Raw genomic sequence first — 20,174 nt, 5'->3', positions numbered from 1 at the left:
CATGACAAACGCGCAAAAAGAATATCGTCAGGAAAAAGATTTCCTCGGAGAAAAACAAATTGAAGCTGATGTGTATTACGGAATACAAACGCTGCGCGCGAAAGAAAACTTTCCGATTACCGGATACCGCATCCACGAAGAAATGATTAATGCGCTCGCCATCGTCAAGAAAGCGGCGGCGCTTGCCAACATGGATGTAAAACGGCTGTATGAAGGAATCGGAAATGCGATTGTACAGGCCGCAGATGAAATTCTTGAGGGAAAATGGCATGACCAATTTATCGTCGATCCGATCCAAGGGGGAGCCGGAACGTCCATGAACATGAATGCCAACGAAGTAATCGGCAACAGGGCTCTTGAAATCATGGGCCATAAAAAAGGTGAATACATTCACCTCAGCCCGAACACACATGTCAACATGTCACAATCGACGAACGACGTGTTCCCGACGGCAATCCATATTTCAACCTTGAAACTTTTGGATAAGCTCCTTGATACGATGGCGCATATGCTCAGTGTCTTTAAAGATAAAGCGAAACAATTTGATTCTGTCATTAAAATGGGGCGCACACACCTTCAGGACGCTGTGCCGATCCGTCTCGGACAGGAATTTGAAGCATACAGCCGCGTGCTTGAGCGTGACATAAAGCGAATTAAACAATCCCGCCAGCATCTGTATGAAGTAAACATGGGGGCAACGGCCGTAGGTACGGGACTTAACGCCGATCCGCGCTACATAGAACAGGTTGTGAAGCACCTGGCTGACATCAGCGGACTGCCGCTTGTCGGCGCCGGCCATTTGGTTGACGCCACACAAAACACTGATGCGTATACGGAAGTTTCAGCCGCGTTGAAAGTATGCATGATGAACATGTCTAAAATCGCCAACGATCTGCGCTTAATGGCTTCAGGTCCTCGCGCGGGACTTGCGGAAATTTCACTGCCGGCCCGTCAGCCGGGATCATCCATTATGCCTGGGAAAGTCAACCCTGTAATGGCAGAGCTGATCAACCAAATCGCCTTCCAGGTCATCGGGAATGACAATACGATCTGCCTCGCTTCAGAAGCGGGCCAGCTGGAGCTTAACGTAATGGAGCCGGTGCTCGTATTTAACCTGCTTCAATCCATCAGCATCATGAATAACGGGTTCCGTTCATTTACCGATCATTGTCTGGCGGGAATTGAAGCCAACGAAAAACGTCTGAAGCAATACGTGGAAAAAAGCGTCGGCGTCATTACAGCGGTCAATCCGCACCTCGGGTATGAAGCGGCTGCGCGAATTGCCCGTGAAGCAATCATGACGGGGCAATCTGTAAGAGATCTTTGCCTTCAAAATGATGTACTGACAGAAGAAGAATTGGATATCATTTTGAATCCGTATGAAATGACAAAACCGGGAATTGCCGGAAAAGATCTATTAGAAAAATAAATTTTAAAGCAACAACAGCCGCCTTTTCACGTTTTTTAGTGAATAGGCGGTTGCCATACAAAGGGATGAGGCAGTATAGTATAATTTGTTATATCATTTGATGAAAGCGTTTTAGCTTTTTTCTTCTAGGGGGATTTTCTTGTGAAAGAGGTCAGATTGCCAAATTTATTGGAAATAATTATCTTATTATTCGGGTTTTTAGCACTTGTCTTATCGTTCACAGTGTTTTTAGACCTGCCGATCCAGCTAGCTCTATTAATATCCTGGTTTTTCGCTATTATTCTCGGAGTCAGGCTGGGATATTCATATAAAGACTTGCAGGATTCGATTGTCACCGGGATATCAAACGGTCTTGAAGCGGTGTTGATTCTTGTTTCGGTCGGTGCGCTCATCGGGACATGGATTGCCGGCGGCGTTGTGCCGACGTTAATTTATTATGGTTTAGAGTTTATTAATCCTCATGTTTTCCTGCTTGCTACACTGGTTATTTGTTCCGTTATGTCCGTTGCGACCGGAACGTCGTGGGGAACCGTGGGTACAGCGGGGATCGCCATGATTGCCATCGGAGAGGGAATGGGTATACCGCTTCCGATCGTAGCGGGAGCCGTTTTGTCCGGCGCTTACTTCGGAGACAAGCTTTCACCGCTGTCTGACAGTACGGTGCTTGCCTCCACGCTTTCTAAGGTGGATGTGCTGTCACACGTCAGAGCGATGATGTATCTGTCAATTCCGTCCTATATTATTACGGCCATTCTGTTTACCGTAACGGGATTTATATACGGCGGAAAAAATATTGATCTCGACAAAGTGGAATTTTTAAAATCTTCATTGCAGAAAACGTTTGACATTCATATATGGATGCTCATTCCTGCTGTTGTCGTCGTTGTCCTTCTGATTTTGAAAAAGCCGTCTATGCCCGTTATTATCATCGGTGCTTTGCTTGGCGCAATCTGGGCTTCCGTCTTTCAGGGAATGAATTTTGCCAGTGCCATCGCGACTGCTTATAATGGTTTTTCTATTAAAACGGACGTCGAATTTTTAAACGGCCTGTTAAACCGCGGAGGCATTACTGGTATGCTGGATACGTTAGTCGTTATCCTGTTCGGTCTTGGTTTTGGAGGAATTCTTGAGAAGCTCGGCGTATTAAAAGTGATTGTCTCAACTTTTGAGAAAAAGCTGACCACACCGGGAAATGTAACGCTTTCGACATTGATCGTCGCCCTTTTAGGAAACATTTTCGGCTGTGCGATGTACGTGTCATTGATTCTGACGCCGAAAATCATGGAGAACAGTTATGATAAACTGAAACTTGACAGAAGAGTTTTATCCCGGAACGCAGAGGTGGGCGGCACGCTTACTTCAGGGATGGTGCCGTGGTCTGATAACGGCATCTATATGGCCGGCATTCTCGGCGTATCCACATTTTCTTATCTGCCGTTCATGTGGCTCAGTTTTGTATCTATCGGACTGGCAATATTGTACGGATACACGGGGAAATTCATTTGGTACACGAAAGAAAAATCCTTACAATCTCAAAAATTGGGTTAGGAGGTTCATTTCATGATTACAAAGCATATGATTCGGACGTTAATGATTGAAACGCCGACTGTTCCCGGAAATCTCGGAAAAGTGGCAACCGCCATCGGAGTGATGGGCGGAGATATCGGGGAAGTTGAAACCGTTAAAGTCGGCCCGAACTACACAATGCGCAACATTACGGTGCAGGCTGAAAATGAAGAGCAGCTGCAGGAAATCATTCAAGCCATTGAAGCTCTCGGTGAAGGCATCCGTCTTCATACAGTCTCAGATGAAGTGCTCTCTGCTCATGAAGGCGGCAAAATTCAGATGAAAAGCAAAATGCCGATCCGGACATTGGCTGAGCTTGGCCGTGTTTATACGCCGGGTGTCGCCGATGTGTGCAGACTGATTGAAAACGAGCCTGAAAAAGCGTCCATCTATACGACAATCAGCAATTCTGTCGCCATTGTCACCGACGGCACGGCGATTCTCGGCCTCGGCAATATCGGCTCTGTCGCCGGAATGCCCGTAATGGAAGGGAAAGCCGCGCTTTTTGACCAGCTGGCGGGTATCAGCGGAATTCCGATTTTGCTCGATACCTCTGATCCGGAAGAAATCATTCGCACGGTAAAACATATTTCTCCGGGGTTCAGCGGAATTCTGCTTGAAGATATCGGTTCGCCTCACTGCTTTGACATTGAAGACCGCCTTAAAGAAGAACTGGACATTCCGGTTATGCACGATGACCAGCACGGCACGGCGGTCGTCACGCTCGCCGCCGCCATTTCCGCTTGTAAAAGCGCCGGTCTTGATTTAAAAGAAGCGAAGGTCGGTCAGATCGGTCTCGGCGCGGCAGGCGTCGCCATCTGCCGCATGTTTATGGCATACGGAGTCAAAGCGGTCTGCGGAACGGACAAGTCAGAAGACGCAATGAACCGCCTCGCTCAGTACGGAGGTCAGCCGCTTGGAAGCATCAAAGAATTAATGGACACGTGTGACATTGTGATCAGCACCACAGGAGTTCCGGGTCTCATTAAAAAAGAGGATGTCAGAAAAGGACACGTCATTCTGGCTTTATCTAATCCGAAGCCGGAGATTGAACCGGAAGAGGCATTACAAGCCGGAGCCGCTTATGCAGCTGACGGCCGTTCAGTCAATAATGTTCTCGGCTTCCCGGGGATTTTCCGCGGCGCGCTGAACGCCAAAAGCAAGAAAATCGACCATGAAATGCTTGTGGCGGCCGCAGAAGCCATCGCCTCTTGCACAAAACACGGCGATCTCGTGCCTCAGCCTTTGGATGCGGACGTGCATCAAGCCGTATCAGCAGCCGTAGAACGGGCCGCGGCAGGAAAATAAACAACTCTTACAGTACCGGACATGTGCCGGTGCTGTTTTTTTCATGAATAGGAAGCGGAATTCTTAGGCAGGCTAACAGATAGCAAAAGACGGAAAAAAGAGGTGTCAATGTGGATTATTTTCCGCTGATCCATACAAATATTTGGGATGCTGTGATCGGCGTGCCGGTCGTCTTATGCGTTACACAGCTGATCAAAGTGTTCTGCCGGGTTCCGGGCATATTCGTTCCCACGATTGCCCTTGCTGCCGGAAATGTTGTGTCTATCGTTTTCGGTCATCATGAACACGTGTATGCGGGGATTTTTATGGGGTTTTTTTACGGATACGCCGCAATGGGGAGCTATTCATCTGCCAAAACGTCTCTGCGCGCTTACCGGTCGAAACATGAGCCGTATTCATGAACACATCTGGATTTTTTTGTTATGATAAAGAAAAGGGAAAAAGGAGTGATTGGCACATGGCGAAGAGCAAAACGAAAAAAATGCGGGAGCATCTCAAAAGAAACGGGATGCGTGACGCAGTCCTGTCAAGGGGGACGGCGCCGTCTTTCAGCACCCATGAAAGAGTGACGAAAACCAAAAAAGACAGGCTTGAAAGAATAAAGCATAAAAAAAGGAACCCCTATGATCACCGGAGTGATGACGGGGGTTCTTTTTTTATGCCGGAATCTCGCACCTTTCTATGATTTCTCTGTCATGTTTTCTCTTTTCTTTCATACAATCTACTAAATCAAGTCAATAGATTAGCGGGAGGAAAGCGGTATGAGAAAACAATCGTACAAAGAACTGTTTTTTCGCCATGTAAAGGATCATCTGTCACTTTATATATTTGTGTTTGTCTTGTTTTTGATGGGGGTCATTTTCGGGGCGATCATCGTCAACAGCATGACCATCACGCAGAAAGAAGATCTGTATTACTATTTAAGCAAGTTTTTCGGACAGCTGTCTGACGGAAAACATGCCGGCGCTTCAGAAATGTTTTGGCAGGCCGTCTTTCATGATGTAAAATATTTGGGGCTGATGTGGATTCTCGGTATTTCCGTGATCGGTCTTCCGGTTATTTTCATTATGGTGTTTTTGAAAGGAATCGTCGTCGGCTTCACGGTCGGTTTTTTAGTGAATCAAATGGGGATGAACGGGTTTTTCCTGTCATTTATTTCGGTTCTGCCGCAAAACATCGTTCTCATTCCGGCATATCTTATCATGGGGACATGCTCCATCGCTTTTTCACTGAAACTGATCCGGCAGCTGTTTGTCAAACGCAGCCTTCATGACGCGCCGATCCAATGGTTCGGACGCTACGCCTTCGTGCTGATTCTCATCGTTTTCTTCTCGGTCATCGCTTCGCTGCTCGAAGCGTACGTGTCTCCGCTGTTTATGGAAAAGCTGTCATCACGCATATTTTAGAATGATTATCACAAAATAATACTTTTATTTATCAGTTTATAATAATTATAGTTGGAACTCTGCGCGTATTTTGTTATAATGAGTCATGGAATGCGGCGTAGGAGGGAAAGACATGGAAAACCGTATTGATCGAATTAAAAAGCAGCTGCACTCGTCAAGCTACAAGCTTACGCCACAGCGGGAAGCAACGGTAAGAGTGCTGCTTGAAAACGAAGAAGACCATTTAAGCGCAGAAGATGTATACCTCCTCGTAAAAGAGAAATCTCCTGAAATTGGTCTCGCTACAGTATACCGTACATTAGAATTATTAACAGAATTAAAAGTCGTTGATAAAATTAACTTCGGGGACGGCGTATCCCGCTACGACCTTCGCAAAGAAGGCGCGGCTCACTTTCATCACCATTTGGTGTGCATGGAGTGCGGAGCCGTCGATGAAATTGAAGAAGATCTGCTTGAAGACGTTGAAGAAGTGATTGAACGTGATTGGAAATTTAAAATTAAAGATCATAGATTGACTTTTCACGGAATCTGCCACCGCTGCCGCGGGGATGAAACAGAGTAAAAGCCTACGAACCTTTTCTGCCAGGAAAGGGTTTTTTGCTGTTTTTATGTATAAAAGCCTTTGAAATTGGCATAAGGTGTACTAACAGCCGCCAAAGAAAGGGTCGATCGAAAGATGGGCAGATTCTTAAAAACAGCCGCGGATACGATCAAAGTGTTTATACTGTTCACAGGTTTTACCGCGCTGTTCTATTATGCTATGATATGGGTGAATTCAGAGTATGAAAACTATCATCGGTACGATAAACCGGAAGGCTCCGCCGTCAAAGTGGCCAAAACGGAACATGAGGAGAAAGACGGCTGGTTCGGCCGATTGATCTTTTTTTACCAAAACGGGGAGTAGATCGAGAGTGAAGGATCAAATTAAGGATTTCATCCATTATGTGAGGGTTGAAAGAGGGCTGTCCCAAAATACGATGATGTCCTATGAGCGTGATCTGAAAAGTTATTCTCTCTTCTTAACTGAAAGCCTTCAGATCACTTCATGGAATGATGTGACCCGTCTTCATATTATTCAATATTTAAAGCATATAAAGGACTCCGGGAAATCCGGCAAGACGTCTGCGAGGCATTTGGCGTCGATCCGGTCTTTTCATCAATTTCTGTTAAGGGAAAAAGCCGCGGATAAAGATCCTTCGGTACATATTGAAACACAAAAAACAGAGCGGACGCTTCCGAAAGTATTGGCGCTTCACGAAGTTGAGCGGTTATTGGACACGCCTAAGCTTGACAGCCCGTTCGGTCTCAGGGATAAAGCCATGCTTGAACTGCTGTACGCGACCGGCATCAGGGTCAGCGAGATGATCGAGCTGAAATTATCCGACGTCCATTTGACGATGGGATTTGTCCGCTGCTTCGGAAAAGGGCGGAAAGAGCGGATTGTGCCGATTGGTGAAGCCGCTTCTCATGCGATAGAAGCGTACATTGAAAAAGCCAGAGGGAAATTATTAAAGAAAAACGTAACCGAAGCGCTTTTTCTGAATCATCACGGCAGGCAGATCAGCCGTCAGGGATTCTGGAAAAACTTGAAAAAAATCGCGCTTGAAGCGGGGATTAAAAAAGAGCTGACACCGCACACGCTCCGGCACTCCTTTGCAACGCACCTGCTCGAAAACGGGGCGGATCTGCGCGCCGTGCAGGAGATGCTCGGACATGCCGATATTTCCACGACGCAAATTTATACGCATGTGACGAAAACAAGGCTGAAGGACGTGTACAAACAGTATCATCCGCGCGCTTAGGAGCCGCTGCCAGAGGGGCCGCGGCTTTTTTTGCCGGATTGGCGGAATACAGAGAAGGTTCTAATTATTTGAATCGGCATTGTCAACAAGAATGTAAACGGTTTATACTTGAGTTGTCTGACCTCTGTAAGCTACAATGGACAGATGGAAGAAAAGGAGGCTTTTATGATGTCTGAATACAAATATAACCGGGTATTTTTGATCGTAATGGATTCTGTCGGAATCGGTGAAGCGCCGGACGCCGCCGATTTTAATGATATAGGCGCAAATACGCTCGGACACATCGCAGAGCACATGAACGGCTTACATATGCCCCATATGGCGCAGCTCGGTCTCGGACTGATTGGAGACATTAAGGGCGTGGAAAAAACGGAGCACCCTCTTGCGTACTACGGAAAAATGCAGGAGGCGTCAAACGGGAAAGATACGATGACGGGGCACTGGGAGATTATGGGCCTCTACATTGAAAAACCGTTTAAAGTGTTCCCGGAAGGATTTCCGGATGAACTTCTTCAGGAACTTGAGCGGCGTTCAGGACGGAAAATCATCGGAAATAAGCCGGCTTCAGGCACGGCGATTCTGGACGAGCTCGGAAAAGAACATATGGAAACGGGTGCGCTGATCGTTTATACATCAGCAGATTCCGTGCTGCAGATTGCGGCTCACGAAGATGTCGTTCCGCTTGACGAGCTGTACAGCATCTGTGAAACGGCAAGAGAACTGACGCTTGATCCGAAGTACATGGTCGGCCGGATTATCGCAAGACCGTTCGTCGGAGAACCGGGCAGCTTCAAACGCACGCCGAACCGTCATGATTATGCGCTCAAACCGTTCGGCCGCACGGTAATGAACGGAATGAAAGACAGCGGATTAGACGTCATTTCCATCGGCAAAATTTCTGATATTTATGACGGAGAAGGCATTACATCTTCCCGCCGCACGGTATCTAATATGGACGGCATGGACAAAGTGATTGAAACGCTCGGTGAAGAGTTTACGGGCCTGAGCTTTGCCAACCTCGTTGATTTTGACGCGCTGTACGGACATCGCCGCGATCCGGAAGGGTACGGAAAAGCGCTCGAGGAATTCGACGCGAGGCTTCCGGAAGTGTTTGAGAAAATGAAAGAAGACGATCTGCTTATCATCACTGCGGATCATGGCAATGATCCTGTCCATCACGGCACAGATCACACGCGGGAGTATGTGCCGCTTCTTGTGTACAGCAAAAAGCACAAACACACTGAACAGCTGCCGCTTGCGGATACATTTGCCGATATCGGCGCAACCATTGCGGATAATTTCAGAACGGAAAAGCCGGAATACGGAAAAAGCTTTTTATCAAGATTACAGTAGGGGGACTTTTTTTGAAACAAAAGATCGAACGTGCTGCTGCATTTATTAAAGAACACGTGAAAGAAACACCAAAGATCGGTCTGATTTTAGGGTCAGGGCTCGGCGTATTGGCCGATGAAATTGAAGGAGCTGTCAAGCTTACATATGAAACGATCCCTGATTTTCCGGTCTCAACGGTAGAAGGCCATGCCGGCCAGCTTGTGATGGGAACGCTTGAAGGCGTGCAGGTCATCGCGATGCAGGGCCGCTTTCATTACTATGAAGGCTACTCAATGGATCAGGTCACATTTCCCGTCCGCGTGATGAAGGCGCTCGGCGTTGAATCTCTTGTCGTGACGAACGCAGCCGGCGGTATCAACACTGAATTCCGCGCCGGCGATCTGATGATCATTACAGACCACATCAACTTTACGGGCACCAACCCGTTAATCGGGCCGAACGAAGCTGAATTCGGAGCGAGATTCCCGGACATGTCAGAAGCCTATGACAAAGAGCTGTCAAGCTTGGCTGAAAAAACGGCCGATGAGCTGGGCATTCCTGTTCAAAAAGGGGTGTATACAGCTGTTACGGGGCCGTCTTACGAAACGCCTGCTGAGGTTCGGTTTTTAAGAACGATGGGTTCTGACGCTGTCGGCATGTCGACCGTGCCGGAAGTCATCGTCGCCAACCACGCGGGGATGCGCGTGCTCGGCATCTCATGCATTTCCAACGCAGCGGCAGGTATTCTTGACCAGCCGTTATCCCATGAAGAAGTAATGGAAATGACGGAAAAAGTAAAAGGCGGCTTTTTGAAGCTTGTAAAAGCCGTAGTCGCACGATCTCAAAAATAAGTCAGCATAAGTCAGCTGTTTCTTCGGAAGCAGCTGTTTTTTTATGCCCTCAACACGAAACATTTTCCAGATGAGGCGTATAAAACCACCGGATTTGGAAAAAATAAAAAGGATTATGAAATGGAGGGCTTTGGAGATGAAACGTCTTATATCCACTTTGTTGATTGGCATTTTATTAACGGCATCAGCACCGTCCGCTTTTGCAAAGCCGGACGGAAAACATACATCGGAGCTCGCTCATGAAGCCAAAAGCGCCGTGCTGATTGAACGCGATACGGGAAGCATTCTTTATAACAAGAACAGCCGGGAGCGTCTGGCGCCGGCAAGCATGACAAAAATCATGACCATGCTTTTAATCATGGAAGCGCTTGACAAAGGGAAAATAAAGATGAGCGATAAAGTCAGGACGAGTGAACATGCCGCGTCCATGGGCGGATCACAGATTTTCCTTGAACCCGGAGAAGAAATGACGGTAAAAGAAATGCTCAAAGGAATTGCGATAGCTTCCGGAAATGACGCATCTGTCGCAATGGCGGAGTATATCGCCGGTTCAGAAGAGGATTTCGTCAGCCGGATGAACAAAAAAGCAAAAGAATTGGGATTGAAAGATACCTCCTTCAAAAACCCGACGGGACTGCCTGAAAAAGACCATTACAGCTCTGCTTATGACATGGCGAAAATGGCGAAGGAATTATTAAAGTATGATAAAATCACTCAATTTACGGGAACGTATGAGGATTATTTAAGAGAAAATACAGACAAAAAGTTCTGGCTCGTCAATACAAACCGGCTGATCAAATTTTATCCGGGTGTAGACGGCGTGAAGACGGGCTTTACAGGCGAAGCGAAGTATTGTTTAACCGCCACCGCTAAAAAAGGAAATATGAGGGTCATTGCTGTCGTTTTCGGAGCCAGCACTCCGAAAGAAAGAAACGCCCAAGTGACCAAAATGCTTGATTACGCCTTCAGCCAGTTCAAAACACACCCGCTGTACAAACGGGATCAAATCGTCGGAACGGTAAAAGTAAAAAAAGGAAAACAGAAACTGGTTAAGCTGACCACATCTGAGCCGATTTCTCTTCTGGCCAAAAAGGGAGAGAACATGGACAAAGTAAAAAAAGAAGTGAAAATCAACGGCAATGTAACGGCTCCGGTTAAAAAAGGAGAGGTGCTCGGCAGCCTCGTTCTGAAAAAAGACGGAAAGGTGCTCGTTGAAAGCCCGGTCACGGCAAAAGACGACATGGAAAAAGCGGGTTTTCTCACTTTTCTGAAGCGCACGATGGGGGATTGGACAAAATTTAAATAATCGTGGCGAACGGGCACTAGTTTTGTCATAGTGAAGGAATTGCTTTCCCGAAAATCGAAACACTCATTATCCGATCATATCAAGGAGGAATGAGCATGAGCCTTGGAATTGACTTTCATGTCAAAGAATCCGTGCTTTGTATTCGATTAACAGGTGAACTCGACCATCATACGGCAGAATCATTAAAACAAAAGGTTACTGAATCGCTGGAGGCTGACGGCATCCGTCACATCGTGCTGAACCTTGAAGATCTTACCTTCATGGACAGCTCCGGCCTCGGCGTGATTTTAGGGCGTTATAAACAAATTAAACAGCTCGGCGGAGAAATGGTCGTGTGCGCGATTTCGCCCGCGGTGAGACGTCTGTTTGACATGTCCGGCCTGTTTAAAATCATCAGGTTCGAACAATCAGAACAAAAAGCGCTTTTAACGTTGGGGGTGGCATCATGAAAAACGAGATGCATCTTGAATTTTCAGCCCTCAGTCAGAACGAATCGTTTGCGCGCGTAACAGTTGCTTCTTTTATCGCACAGCTCGACCCGACGATGGATGAGCTGACGGAAATCAAGACCGTCGTATCAGAAGCGGTAACAAACGCGATCATCCACGGCTATGAAGAAAACTGCGACGGAAAGGTGTACATCTCCGTTACGCTGGAGGATCATGTCGTCTATCTGACCATACGTGACGAAGGCCTCGGGATCACGGATCTTGAGGAAGCGCGCCAGCCGCTCTTTACGACAAAACCCGAGCTTGAGCGCTCCGGAATGGGCTTTACCATTATGGAAAACTTCATGGATGATGTCACGATTGATTCCTCGCCGGAGATGGGAACGACGATACGCTTAACAAAACACCTATCAAAAAGCAAAGCGCTTTGTAATTAAGGAGATTTGTTATGGATGTGGAGGTTAAGAAAAACAGCAAAAACGCGCAGCTCAAGGACCATGAAGTCAAAGAATTGATCAAAAAGAGCCAAGAGGGCGACCAGCAGGCAAGAGACCTCCTCATAGAAAAAAACATGCGTCTTGTGTGGTCCGTCGTTCAAAGGTTCTTAAACAGAGGCTATGAGCCGGACGATCTGTTTCAGATCGGCTGTATCGGATTGTTAAAATCCGTTGATAAATTCGATTTGTCCTATGATGTCCGTTTTTCAACTTATGCCGTGCCGATGATTATCGGAGAAATCCAGCGCTTCATCCGCGATGACGGAACCGTCAAAGTATCAAGATCTTTAAAAGAGCTCGGCAATAAAATACGCCGGGCGAAAGATGAACTGTCAAAAACATACGGAAGAGTGCCGACCGTTCAGGAAATCGCGGACCATTTAGAAATTGATGCGGAGGATGTGGTGCTTGCGCAGGAAGCGGTGCGGGCGCCTTCATCCATTCATGAGACCGTGTATGAAAATGACGGAGACCCGATCACCCTGCTTGATCAGATCGCCGATCATTCAGAAGAGAAGTGGTTTGACAAAATCGCCCTCAAGGAAGCGATCAGTGATTTGGAAGAACGGGAAAAACTCATTGTCTATCTGAGATATTATAAAGATCAGACACAGTCGGAAGTAGCCGAACGGCTCGGGATTTCCCAAGTCCAGGTATCGAGGCTGGAGAAAAAAATATTAAAGCAGATTAAAGTGCAGATGGATCATACGGAAAGCTGACCTTTTACGGGCCGGCTTTTTTTATTTGTGCATCGGTGGTAATTTATGGTCTTTTGCCGCTGATGAATGAGAACAAAAGTGAACCACATACTACATATATAACCACCCGAAAGATGGTGATGCAAGATGGAAAGACGAATATTTCTCAGACTTCGCCACCGCGTGAAGGCTCATACCGGAGATATCATCACAATCGGCGACGCCGCGCAGATCGCGGGACAGCAAAAGCTGAAAAAAAAACTGTCGGCACTGCCGCTGTATAAGGTCACGAAAAAAGACAAAAATATCGTCGTGCTGGACATCATAAAAGTGCTGAAAACCATTCATACCGCTTTTCCTGCGCTTGATGTACAGACTGTCGGCGGCGCTGAAACGATAGTGGAAATCCATTACCAGAAAAAGCAGCTGTCAGCCGTTTTGTTCGTCGGTGTCTGGCTCCTGCTTTTTATCGGTTCATGTCTTGCCATTATGAATTTTCATGAAGATGTCAGTATGAGAGAAGTTCATATCGCCTTATATGAAATCATAACGGGCGAACGGAATGAATACCCGTATCTGCTTCAGATTCCATACAGCATCGGCCTCGGTCTCGGTATGATCGTCTTTTTTAATCACATCTTCAAAAAACGCCTGAATGAAGAGCCAAGCCCGCTGGAAGTCGAGATGTTTAATTATCAGCTTGATCTCGATCATTATGTCGCAATGCACGAAAATGAAGAGACGATGAAAGATCTGCATGATCGTTAGCATTCTTTTCGTTATGTTTGTCGGGCTTGGCGGAGGGCTGACCGTGGGGGCAGGCTTTGTGGCTTTTTTAACCGTTATGGGAATCGTCCCCCGCCTTATGCAGCTGACAAAAACAATGCGCTTTGTACAGGCCTACGAAGGAGCTGTTATTTCAGGAGCTGTGTTCGGCGGCTGGGAAACCTTAAATATGAATCATTTTTTTTTATCTGAATGGCTGGCCGTTCCGGTCGGGCTTTTGGCCGGCATGTTTGTCGGCATGCTGGCCGCCGCGCTTACAGAAGTGCTGAATGTGCTTCCCATTCTTGCCAAACGGATCGGCTTCGGCAGCAAAATCATCATATTGCTGATGGCCATTGTGTTCGGCAAAATAGCCGGCTCTTTATTTCATTGGCTGTATTTTATCCATCATTCATAAGGAGGAACCGACGTGACAAACTTAAAAGAAAATTACAAAACAAAAGTGAAAGACTATCAGCCGAAACCGCCATATGTTTGGAATTGCGTCAAAGCCTTTCTGATCGGCGGTTTGATCTGTCTGATCGGGCAGGCTCTTCAAGACTTTTACATCCACTTTTTTAATTTTAATGAAAAAACAGCGGGCAACCCGACGTCCGCCACTCTTATTTTAATTTCCGCCCTTTTGACCGGATTCGGCATTTATGACAGACTCGGGCAGTTTGCCGGAGCGGGTTCAGCCGTGCCGGTGACGGGTTTTGCAAACAGTATGACAAGCGCGGCTCTGGAACACAGAAGTGAAGGACTCGTGCTCGGAGTAGCGACAAACATGTTTAAATTGGCGGGAAACGTCATTGTATTCGGCGTCGTGGCAGCCTATATCGTAGGCCTGATACGGTTTGCCTGTGAAAAACTGTTTTCGTAGGAGGAGAAAAAATGAAATTGACCGGAAAGCAAACCTGGGTATTTGAAAACCCGTTATTTGTAAATGCGGCGGGGACGGCAGCCGGACCGAAAGAAAAAGACGGCCCGCTCGGTTCGCTGTTTGATAAGACATACGATGAAATGCATTGCAATCAGAAAAACTGGGAAATGGCGGAACGTCAGTTAATGGAAGATGCCATCAACTCCGCTTTGCAAAAACAGAATTTGAAAAAGAGCGATATTGATTTGTTGCTCGCGGGGGATCTTTTAAATCAAAATGTGACCGCCAACTACGTCGCCAGACATCTGAAAATTCCGTTCCTCTGTCTGTTCGGCGCCTGTTCGACATCAATGGAAACGATTGCCGTCGCATCCGCGCTCATTGACGGCGGTTTTGCGAACCGGGCGATCGCAGCCACGAGCAGCCATAACGCGACGGCAGAACGGCAATTCCGCAATCCGACGGAGTATGGCGGGCAAAAACCGGATACCGCCACTTCAACAGTCACGGGGGGCGGGGCGGTCATCATCAGCCAAAACCCTTCTGATATCCAGATTACAAGCGCAACAGTGGGAAAAGTAAGCGACCTCGGAATTACAGACCCGTTCGATATGGGATCCGCCATGGCGCCCGCCGCTGCCGACACAATCAAACAGCACCTGCAGGACTTAAACCGCACGGCGGATGATTATGATCTGATTTTGACGGGTGACCTTTCAGGCGTCGGCTCGCCGATCGTGAAAGATTTGCTCAAAGAAGAAGGCTATCCCGTGGGAACGAAACACGATGACTGCGGTCTTCTCATCTATACGCCGGACCAGCAGGTGTTTGCGGGAGGAAGCGGCTGCGCCTGCTCCGCGCTTGTTACGTACACACATATTTTTAATCAATTAAAAGCAGGGACTCTAAACAGGGTACTCGTTGTCGCGACAGGAGCGCTTTTAAGTCCGACAATGATCCAGCAGAAGGAAACCATTCCGACAATCGCGCACGGTGTGGTATTTGAGCGGGCGGGAGGTGCATCATAAATGGAATATCTGTTGGCTTTTGTTTGCGGGGGAATCATATGCATTATCGGTCAGCTGCTGCTTGACATTTTTAAACTGACACCCGCCCATGTAATGACAACTTTTGTCGTCATCGGCGCCTTGTTAGATGGGTTCGGAATATATGACAAATTTATCGAATTCGCGGGCGCGGGCGCGACGGTTCCCATCGTCAGCTTCGGTCACAGCTTATTGCACGGCGCCATGCATCAAGCTCACGAGCATGGATTTATCGGGATCGCCATGGGGATTTTTGAACTTACTTCCGCCGGTATATCTTCAGCGATTTTATTCGCATTTCTTGTAGCCGTTATTTTTAAACCGAAAGGATAATGCCTGATGACGAAACGGAAGGTCATTCTTGTGACAGACGGGGACGTATACGCCGCCAAAACAATTGAATATGCCGCGGAAAAAGCAGGCGGACGGTGTATTTCCCAATCAAAAGGCAATCCGTCAACGAGAAGCGGCCCCGAACTTGTTCAGCTGATTAAAGCCGCGCCGAATGACCCGGTGTTTGTCATGTTTGACGATTCAGGCCTGCAAGGGGAAGGGCCGGGCGAAACGGCGCTGAAATATGTCGCCTCACATCAGGACATTGAAGTGCTGGGGGTGATTGCGGTCGCTTCTAAGACCCATCAGGCTGAATGGACGAAAGTCGATGTCTCCATTGACCGTGATGGAGAAGTGACGGAGTTTGGCGTCGATAAAACTGGAATGAGAGAAATGGACGAGCACAGAATGAACGGAGATACGGTGTATTGTCTGGATAATTTGGACGTTCCCCTCATTGTGGGCATCGGCGACATAGGAAAGATGGGGAGAAAAGATGACATATCCAAAGGCTCGCCGATTACGATGAAGGCGGTCGAATTCATTTTAGAAAGGAGCGAAAGCCATGCCGGAAAAACCGGAAAACATGATCAAGGTGTACCGGGATCCTAGAAAAAATGAACAATTTTTTAAAGACCGCGTCGGTATGGGAACGAGCTATGATGTCGGCGTCCGCAAAGTTCGAGTATTAGACAGGGAAGTCCAGATTTACTTTGTCAACGGATTAACCGATACTTTATTTATCATTCATTTAATGGAACAGCTCGTCGACGTCAATAATTATGACGAGAATGCGGATGAAGCGATTGACGTTGTTGAAAACAGGCTTGTCAATCAGCAGGTCCAAAAAGTCAAAACGCTCGACGAAGCAACGGATCAGGTGCTTTCCGGACTTGTGGCCGTTATCGTTGAAGACGCGGGCTTCGCTTTCGTCGTCGACGTCAGAAGTTACCCCGGACGCACACCTGAAGAACCGGATACGGAAAAGGTCGTCCGCGGGGCAAGAGACGGTTTTATCGAAAATATCGTCATTAATACAGCATTGATCAGAAGACGAATCAGGGACGAAAGGCTCCGCGTCAAAATTACGAAAGTCGGCGAGCGCTCTAAGACCGATCTTGCCATTGTGTATATAGAAGACATCGCGGACCCGGACCTTGTCAGCATCGTCGAAAACGAAGTGAATGCGATTGACATTGACGGATTGACGATGGCTGATAAAACGGTGGAGGAATTCATCGTCAAACAGGGCTACAACCCGTTTCCGATGGTCAGATACACGGAGCGGCCGGATGTGGCCGCCAATCACATTTTAGAAGGGCACGTCATCATCGTCGTTGATACGTCACCGAGCGTGATCATAACGCCGACCACGATTTTTCACCATGTTCAGCATGCGGAAGAATACAGGCAGGCGCCTTCAGTGGGAACATTTTTAAGATGGATCAGGTTCTTCGGTATTATCGCTTCAACTGTTCTGCTTCCGATCTGGTTCCTCTTTGTTCTCGAACCGTCTCTTCTGCCTGAAAGATTGGATTTTATCGGTTTAAATAAAAATACGCATATCCCGATCATTCTGCAAATCTTTTTGGCCGATTTGGGGATTGAGTTTCTCAGGATGGCCGCGATCCATACGCCGACCGCTTTATCCACCGCCATGGGTCTGATTGCGGCGGTGCTGATCGGTCAAATCGCCATAGCGGTGGGGCTGTTTTCAGCAGAAGTGATTCTGTACGTATCGATCGCCGCCATCGGATCATTTACGACCCCGAGCTATGAGCTCAGCCTCGCCAATAAAATGATACGCCTCATCTTAATGGTGCTCGTGGCCATTTTCCAAGTGAAAGGCTTTGTGATAGGTTTTACATTGCTGCTGATCATAATGGCGAATATCCGCTCGTTTCATACGCCGTATTTATGGCCGTTTTTACCGTTTAACGGCAAGGCGCTGTGGCAGGTGCTCGTCCGGACGACAGTGCCGGGAGCGAAAGTCAGACCGAGCATTGTTCACCCGAAAGACCGTCAAAGACAGCCAAGCGGTTCATAATCGCATTGAAACCGACAGAAGATTATGATATTGTATGTCTTAACTTATACGGGACTTGTATAAGGACAGCTCAAAAGAAGCTGTCCTTTTCACCCATATGCGGATCAGAAAGAGGGAATGAGCATTGTTCTTACATGGCACAAGCAGACAAAACAAACTAGGTCATTTGGAAATCGGGGGTGTGGACGCGCTGTATTTAGCGGAGCATTACGGCACGCCTCTTTATGTTTACGATGTGGCTTTAATACGTGAGCGCGCTAAAAGCTTTAAACAGGCATTCATTGACGCGGATTTAAAGGCGCAGGTCGCGTACGCGAGCAAGGCGTTTTCTTCCGTTGCGATGATACAGCTCGCTGAGCAGGAGGGGCTCTCATTGGACGTTGTATCCGGCGGAGAGCTGTTTACGGCGGTTGCGGCTGGTTTTCCGGCTGACAGGATTCATTTTCACGGCAATAACAAAAGCGAAGAAGAGTTGAAAATGGCGCTCGATCATCAAATCGGCTGCATCGTCGTTGATAATTTTTATGAAATCTCCTTACTCGCGGAACTGTGCCGCAAATCAGGGCGCACAATGGATGTGCTTCTGCGGATCACTCCGGGGGTAGAGGCGCATACGCATGATTATATTACGACGGGACAGGAAGATTCCAAATTCGGTTTTGATCTGCATAACGGGCAAATAGAAAAGGCGATTGAACAAGTATTACAGTCGGACCATATCCGCCTTCTCGGCGTTCACTGCCACATCGGATCGCAAATTTTTGATACGGCGGGCTTTGTGCTGGCCGCAGAAAAAATCTTCGCAAAACTGAATGAATGGAGAGAATCATTCGGCTTTGTCTCTGAAGTGCTGAATTTAGGGGGAGGCTTCGGCATCCGCTACACGGAGGAGGATGAACCTCTTCATCCCGCCGTTTATGTGGAAAAAATTATCGAAGCGGTAAAAGAAAACGCAGCGCTGCACGCTTTTGACATTCCGGAGATCTGGATTGAACCGGGACGCTCGCTCGTCGGAGACGCCGGAACGACGCTTTATACCATCGGTTCGCAAAAAGAAGTGCCCGGCACCCGTAAATATGCAGCGGTTGACGGGGGCATGAGCGATAATATCCGTCCTGCGCTGTATCAGGCGAAATATGAAGCCGTATCGGCAAACAGAATCGGAGAACACCACGATAAAACGGTATCCATCGCGGGCAAGTGCTGTGAAAGCGGTGATATGCTCATTTGGGATATAGACCTTCCGGAAGTGAAAGAAGGCGATCTTCTCGCCGTTTTCTGCACGGGAGCGTACGGATACAGCATGGCTAACAACTACAACCGCATTCCGCGTCCCGCCGTCGTTTTTGTGGAAGACGGCGAAGCGCATCTTGTCATTAGAAGGGAAACTTATGAAGACATTGTAAAACTGGATCTGCCGTTTAAGACGGGGGTCAAACAATAAATAAAAAAGAGACCGGAACAATGGCGTCCGGTCTCTTTTTGCATTCAGCTGTTAGAACTTGATCCGCTGTCTCCTGTAAATACAGACACGATCGCATTCCAAATCGAAGCGAAGAAATCAATGACTTTTTGAACAAAGCCTTTGCCTTCATCGGATTGAATGAACTTCGTGATTTTGTCTTTTGCCTTATCGAGCTGGCTGCCGACTTGGCCCCAATCAATCTTGGCGTTTTTCATTTTATTAAACAATGAAACGAGCTGGTCTTTTTGAGCGTCAGTCAGTGTAATGTTAAGGTTTGAAGCCGCATCATCGACCTTTTTCTCGATTCCTTCTTTTGTATCGGGCACACCGTTTTTCGCGAAATCATCTTTAATGTTTGCGATGAGCGCGGAGGCGTTTTTATCGCCGATTTTATCCCCGAGATTTGAAGTGGTGACAAGCTCTTGGTTGGCAACCTGTTTTACATCTTCTGAAATCGCTTTGTCTGATGAGACTTCATATGCCTTGATGATTCCCGTTAATGCTGCGGTGCCTGATACCTCAAACGGCGCCGTCACGTATACTTTCGCATCTTTCACTCCTGCTGTCATCAGGGCGTTTAAGTACATTTCATCCGTGATGGAATCGATATTATGGGTCTTAACGTCAAGCCCGGACCCTTTCTTTGCCACCGTGATGGATGATGAAGAGATGGCTCTTGTGCCGATTTGGGCATTCGATATATATTTTCCCAGATATTCATGTTCTTCTTTATTCGTGACCGTCACTTTTGTCGCGTTATCAGGGACATTTAATTCGTCAAGCACTTTCTGACGGTTTTCGTTTGACAGATCCGCCCCCAGTGTGACGATGACATCTCCGACTGCGGCATCGGCCAGGCTGATTTTCGGTATTGTGCACAATACAACGGCCGCCGCCAGCAATCCAATCCACATTTTTTTCAAAGCGGTTAACCTCCTTCTTTTCACAAATGCCGTTTTGAAGCGGTTTGTGAGGGCCTGCGTGAAGCAGT

General features: G+C 47.5%; 24 protein-coding genes. 23 read left to right on the top strand and 1 reads right to left on the bottom strand.

Annotated elements, in window-relative coordinates; translation table 11 throughout:
• Position 1 precedes the first annotated feature (1 nt).
• The 23 genes from aspA (at position 2) to lysA (ending at position 19,162) form a co-directional block, all read left to right on the top strand.
• Positions 2–1,429: an aspartate ammonia-lyase gene (gene aspA, locus RUW00_RS06205; protein WP_003153322.1), complete on the top strand. Its 1,428-nt coding sequence runs from the start codon at positions 2–4 to the stop codon at positions 1,427–1,429.
• Between the two features lie 141 nt (positions 1,430–1,570).
• Positions 1,571–2,977 carry a Na+/H+ antiporter NhaC gene (gene nhaC / locus RUW00_RS06200; RefSeq protein ID WP_007612350.1) on the top strand — a complete coding sequence of 469 codons (1,407 nt, stop codon included), beginning with the start codon at positions 1,571–1,573 and terminating at the stop codon, positions 2,975–2,977.
• Between the two features lie 12 nt (positions 2,978–2,989).
• The gene (locus RUW00_RS06195; RefSeq protein WP_007409402.1) at positions 2,990–4,303 is read left to right on the top strand and encodes an NAD-dependent malic enzyme; all 1,314 of its coding nucleotides are present in this window, start codon (positions 2,990–2,992) and stop codon (positions 4,301–4,303) included.
• A gap of 110 nt (positions 4,304–4,413) precedes the next feature.
• Complete coding sequence (locus RUW00_RS06190; RefSeq protein ID WP_003153325.1) at positions 4,414–4,704, top strand: hypothetical protein; 291 nt, start codon at positions 4,414–4,416, stop codon at positions 4,702–4,704.
• Between the two features lie 56 nt (positions 4,705–4,760).
• A complete protein-coding gene (locus RUW00_RS06185) occupies positions 4,761–4,988 on the top strand; it encodes a hypothetical protein (protein ID WP_029973632.1) in 228 nt (75 codons plus the stop codon).
• 76 nt (positions 4,989–5,064) lie between these two features.
• On the top strand, positions 5,065–5,709 hold the full coding sequence (gene spoIIM / locus RUW00_RS06180; protein ID WP_007409404.1) for a stage II sporulation protein M: 645 nt from the start codon (positions 5,065–5,067) through the stop codon (positions 5,707–5,709).
• 112 nt (positions 5,710–5,821) lie between these two features.
• Positions 5,822–6,271, top strand: coding sequence for a ferric iron uptake transcriptional regulator (gene fur / locus RUW00_RS06175; protein WP_003153330.1), 450 nt, complete (start codon positions 5,822–5,824; stop codon positions 6,269–6,271).
• Between the two features lie 114 nt (positions 6,272–6,385).
• Positions 6,386–6,613, top strand: coding sequence for a YqzK family protein (locus tag RUW00_RS06170; RefSeq protein WP_003153331.1), 228 nt, complete (start codon positions 6,386–6,388; stop codon positions 6,611–6,613).
• A 7-nt stretch (positions 6,614–6,620) separates the two neighbouring features.
• Positions 6,621–7,511, top strand: a complete 891-nt coding sequence (gene xerD, locus RUW00_RS06165; RefSeq protein ID WP_007612347.1) for a site-specific tyrosine recombinase XerD — start codon at positions 6,621–6,623, stop codon at positions 7,509–7,511.
• Positions 7,512–7,679: 168 nt separating this feature from the next.
• On the top strand, positions 7,680–8,864 hold the full coding sequence (gene deoB / locus RUW00_RS06160; protein WP_017418071.1) for a phosphopentomutase: 1,185 nt from the start codon (positions 7,680–7,682) through the stop codon (positions 8,862–8,864).
• Positions 8,865–8,875: 11 nt separating this feature from the next.
• Entirely contained in the window at positions 8,876–9,694 is an 819-nt protein-coding gene (locus RUW00_RS06155) for a purine-nucleoside phosphorylase (RefSeq protein WP_003153340.1), read from the top strand.
• A gap of 136 nt (positions 9,695–9,830) precedes the next feature.
• A complete protein-coding gene (locus tag RUW00_RS06150) occupies positions 9,831–11,000 on the top strand; it encodes a D-alanyl-D-alanine carboxypeptidase family protein (protein ID WP_021494259.1) in 1,170 nt (389 codons plus the stop codon).
• A 95-nt stretch (positions 11,001–11,095) separates the two neighbouring features.
• Complete coding sequence (gene spoIIAA / locus RUW00_RS06145; RefSeq protein ID WP_007409411.1) at positions 11,096–11,449, top strand: anti-sigma F factor antagonist; 354 nt, start codon at positions 11,096–11,098, stop codon at positions 11,447–11,449.
• On the top strand, positions 11,446–11,886 hold the full coding sequence (gene spoIIAB, locus RUW00_RS06140; protein ID WP_003153347.1) for an anti-sigma F factor: 441 nt from the start codon (positions 11,446–11,448) through the stop codon (positions 11,884–11,886). The genes spoIIAA and spoIIAB overlap by 4 nt, the downstream gene beginning before the upstream one ends.
• Before the next feature lie 11 nt (positions 11,887–11,897).
• A complete protein-coding gene (gene sigF, locus RUW00_RS06135) occupies positions 11,898–12,665 on the top strand; it encodes an RNA polymerase sporulation sigma factor SigF (RefSeq protein WP_003153348.1) in 768 nt (255 codons plus the stop codon).
• Positions 12,666–12,791: 126 nt separating this feature from the next.
• Complete coding sequence (locus RUW00_RS06130; protein WP_007409412.1) at positions 12,792–13,412, top strand: stage V sporulation protein AA; 621 nt, start codon at positions 12,792–12,794, stop codon at positions 13,410–13,412.
• Complete coding sequence (locus RUW00_RS06125) at positions 13,402–13,827, top strand: stage V sporulation protein AB (RefSeq protein ID WP_014418289.1); 426 nt, start codon at positions 13,402–13,404, stop codon at positions 13,825–13,827. Before RUW00_RS06130 ends, RUW00_RS06125 begins: the two co-directional genes overlap by 11 nt.
• Positions 13,828–13,839: 12 nt before the next feature.
• The gene (spoVAC, locus tag RUW00_RS06120; RefSeq protein WP_007612334.1) at positions 13,840–14,292 is read left to right on the top strand and encodes a stage V sporulation protein AC; all 453 of its coding nucleotides are present in this window, start codon (positions 13,840–13,842) and stop codon (positions 14,290–14,292) included.
• Between the two features lie 11 nt (positions 14,293–14,303).
• The gene (gene spoVAD / locus RUW00_RS06115) at positions 14,304–15,320 is read left to right on the top strand and encodes a stage V sporulation protein AD (RefSeq protein WP_280145289.1); all 1,017 of its coding nucleotides are present in this window, start codon (positions 14,304–14,306) and stop codon (positions 15,318–15,320) included.
• Positions 15,321–15,671, top strand: coding sequence for a stage V sporulation protein AE (gene spoVAE / locus RUW00_RS06110; protein WP_007409415.1), 351 nt, complete (start codon positions 15,321–15,323; stop codon positions 15,669–15,671). It begins immediately after the preceding gene.
• 3 nt (positions 15,672–15,674) lie between these two features.
• The gene (spoVAEA, locus tag RUW00_RS06105; RefSeq protein WP_280145445.1) at positions 15,675–16,283 is read left to right on the top strand and encodes a stage V sporulation protein SpoVABEA; all 609 of its coding nucleotides are present in this window, start codon (positions 15,675–15,677) and stop codon (positions 16,281–16,283) included.
• On the top strand, positions 16,237–17,718 hold the full coding sequence (locus tag RUW00_RS06100; RefSeq protein ID WP_280145288.1) for a spore germination protein: 1,482 nt from the start codon (positions 16,237–16,239) through the stop codon (positions 17,716–17,718). Before spoVAEA ends, RUW00_RS06100 begins: the two co-directional genes overlap by 47 nt.
• Positions 17,719–17,842: 124 nt before the next feature.
• The gene (lysA, locus tag RUW00_RS06095; protein WP_012117893.1) at positions 17,843–19,162 is read left to right on the top strand and encodes a diaminopimelate decarboxylase; all 1,320 of its coding nucleotides are present in this window, start codon (positions 17,843–17,845) and stop codon (positions 19,160–19,162) included.
• 44 nt (positions 19,163–19,206) lie between these two features.
• Here the strand turns inward: lysA and RUW00_RS06090 are convergent, their stop codons facing one another.
• Entirely contained in the window at positions 19,207–20,106 is a 900-nt protein-coding gene (locus tag RUW00_RS06090; RefSeq protein WP_280145287.1) for a DUF1002 domain-containing protein, read from the bottom strand.
• Positions 20,107–20,174 lie beyond the last annotated feature (68 nt).

The organism is Bacillus sp. IS1, from assembly GCF_032461585.1.
GTDB classification, from domain to species: domain Bacteria; phylum Bacillota; class Bacilli; order Bacillales; family Bacillaceae; genus Bacillus; species Bacillus velezensis.
Note: the sequence above shows the minus strand (reverse complement) of the source record. Positions and strands in the feature narration are given on the sequence as shown.

Excerpts from the sequence above, each read along its gene's own strand:
- aspA (WP_003153322.1), top strand. The coding sequence starts at position 2 with ATGACAAACGCGCAAAAAGAATATCGTCAGGAAAAAGATTTCCTCGGA.
- spoVAD (WP_280145289.1), top strand. The coding sequence starts at position 14,304 with ATGAAATTGACCGGAAAGCAAACCTGGGTATTTGAAAACCCGTTATTT.
- RUW00_RS06195 (WP_007409402.1), top strand. The coding sequence starts at position 2,990 with ATGATTACAAAGCATATGATTCGGACGTTAATGATTGAAACGCCGACT.
- RUW00_RS06170 (WP_003153331.1), top strand. The coding sequence starts at position 6,386 with ATGGGCAGATTCTTAAAAACAGCCGCGGATACGATCAAAGTGTTTATA.
- RUW00_RS06185 (WP_029973632.1), top strand. The coding sequence starts at position 4,761 with ATGGCGAAGAGCAAAACGAAAAAAATGCGGGAGCATCTCAAAAGAAAC.
- fur (WP_003153330.1), top strand. The coding sequence starts at position 5,822 with ATGGAAAACCGTATTGATCGAATTAAAAAGCAGCTGCACTCGTCAAGC.
- spoIIAB (WP_003153347.1), top strand. The coding sequence starts at position 11,446 with ATGAAAAACGAGATGCATCTTGAATTTTCAGCCCTCAGTCAGAACGAA.
- deoB (WP_017418071.1), top strand. The coding sequence starts at position 7,680 with ATGTCTGAATACAAATATAACCGGGTATTTTTGATCGTAATGGATTCT.
- RUW00_RS06130 (WP_007409412.1), top strand. The coding sequence starts at position 12,792 with ATGGAAAGACGAATATTTCTCAGACTTCGCCACCGCGTGAAGGCTCAT.
- RUW00_RS06125 (WP_014418289.1), top strand. The coding sequence starts at position 13,402 with ATGATCGTTAGCATTCTTTTCGTTATGTTTGTCGGGCTTGGCGGAGGG.
- sigF (WP_003153348.1), top strand. The coding sequence starts at position 11,898 with ATGGATGTGGAGGTTAAGAAAAACAGCAAAAACGCGCAGCTCAAGGAC.
- spoVAE (WP_007409415.1), top strand. The coding sequence starts at position 15,321 with ATGGAATATCTGTTGGCTTTTGTTTGCGGGGGAATCATATGCATTATC.
- RUW00_RS06100 (WP_280145288.1), top strand. The coding sequence starts at position 16,237 with ATGCCGGAAAAACCGGAAAACATGATCAAGGTGTACCGGGATCCTAGA.
- spoIIM (WP_007409404.1), top strand. The coding sequence starts at position 5,065 with ATGAGAAAACAATCGTACAAAGAACTGTTTTTTCGCCATGTAAAGGAT.
- RUW00_RS06150 (WP_021494259.1), top strand. The coding sequence starts at position 9,831 with ATGAAACGTCTTATATCCACTTTGTTGATTGGCATTTTATTAACGGCA.
- spoIIAA (WP_007409411.1), top strand. The coding sequence starts at position 11,096 with ATGAGCCTTGGAATTGACTTTCATGTCAAAGAATCCGTGCTTTGTATT.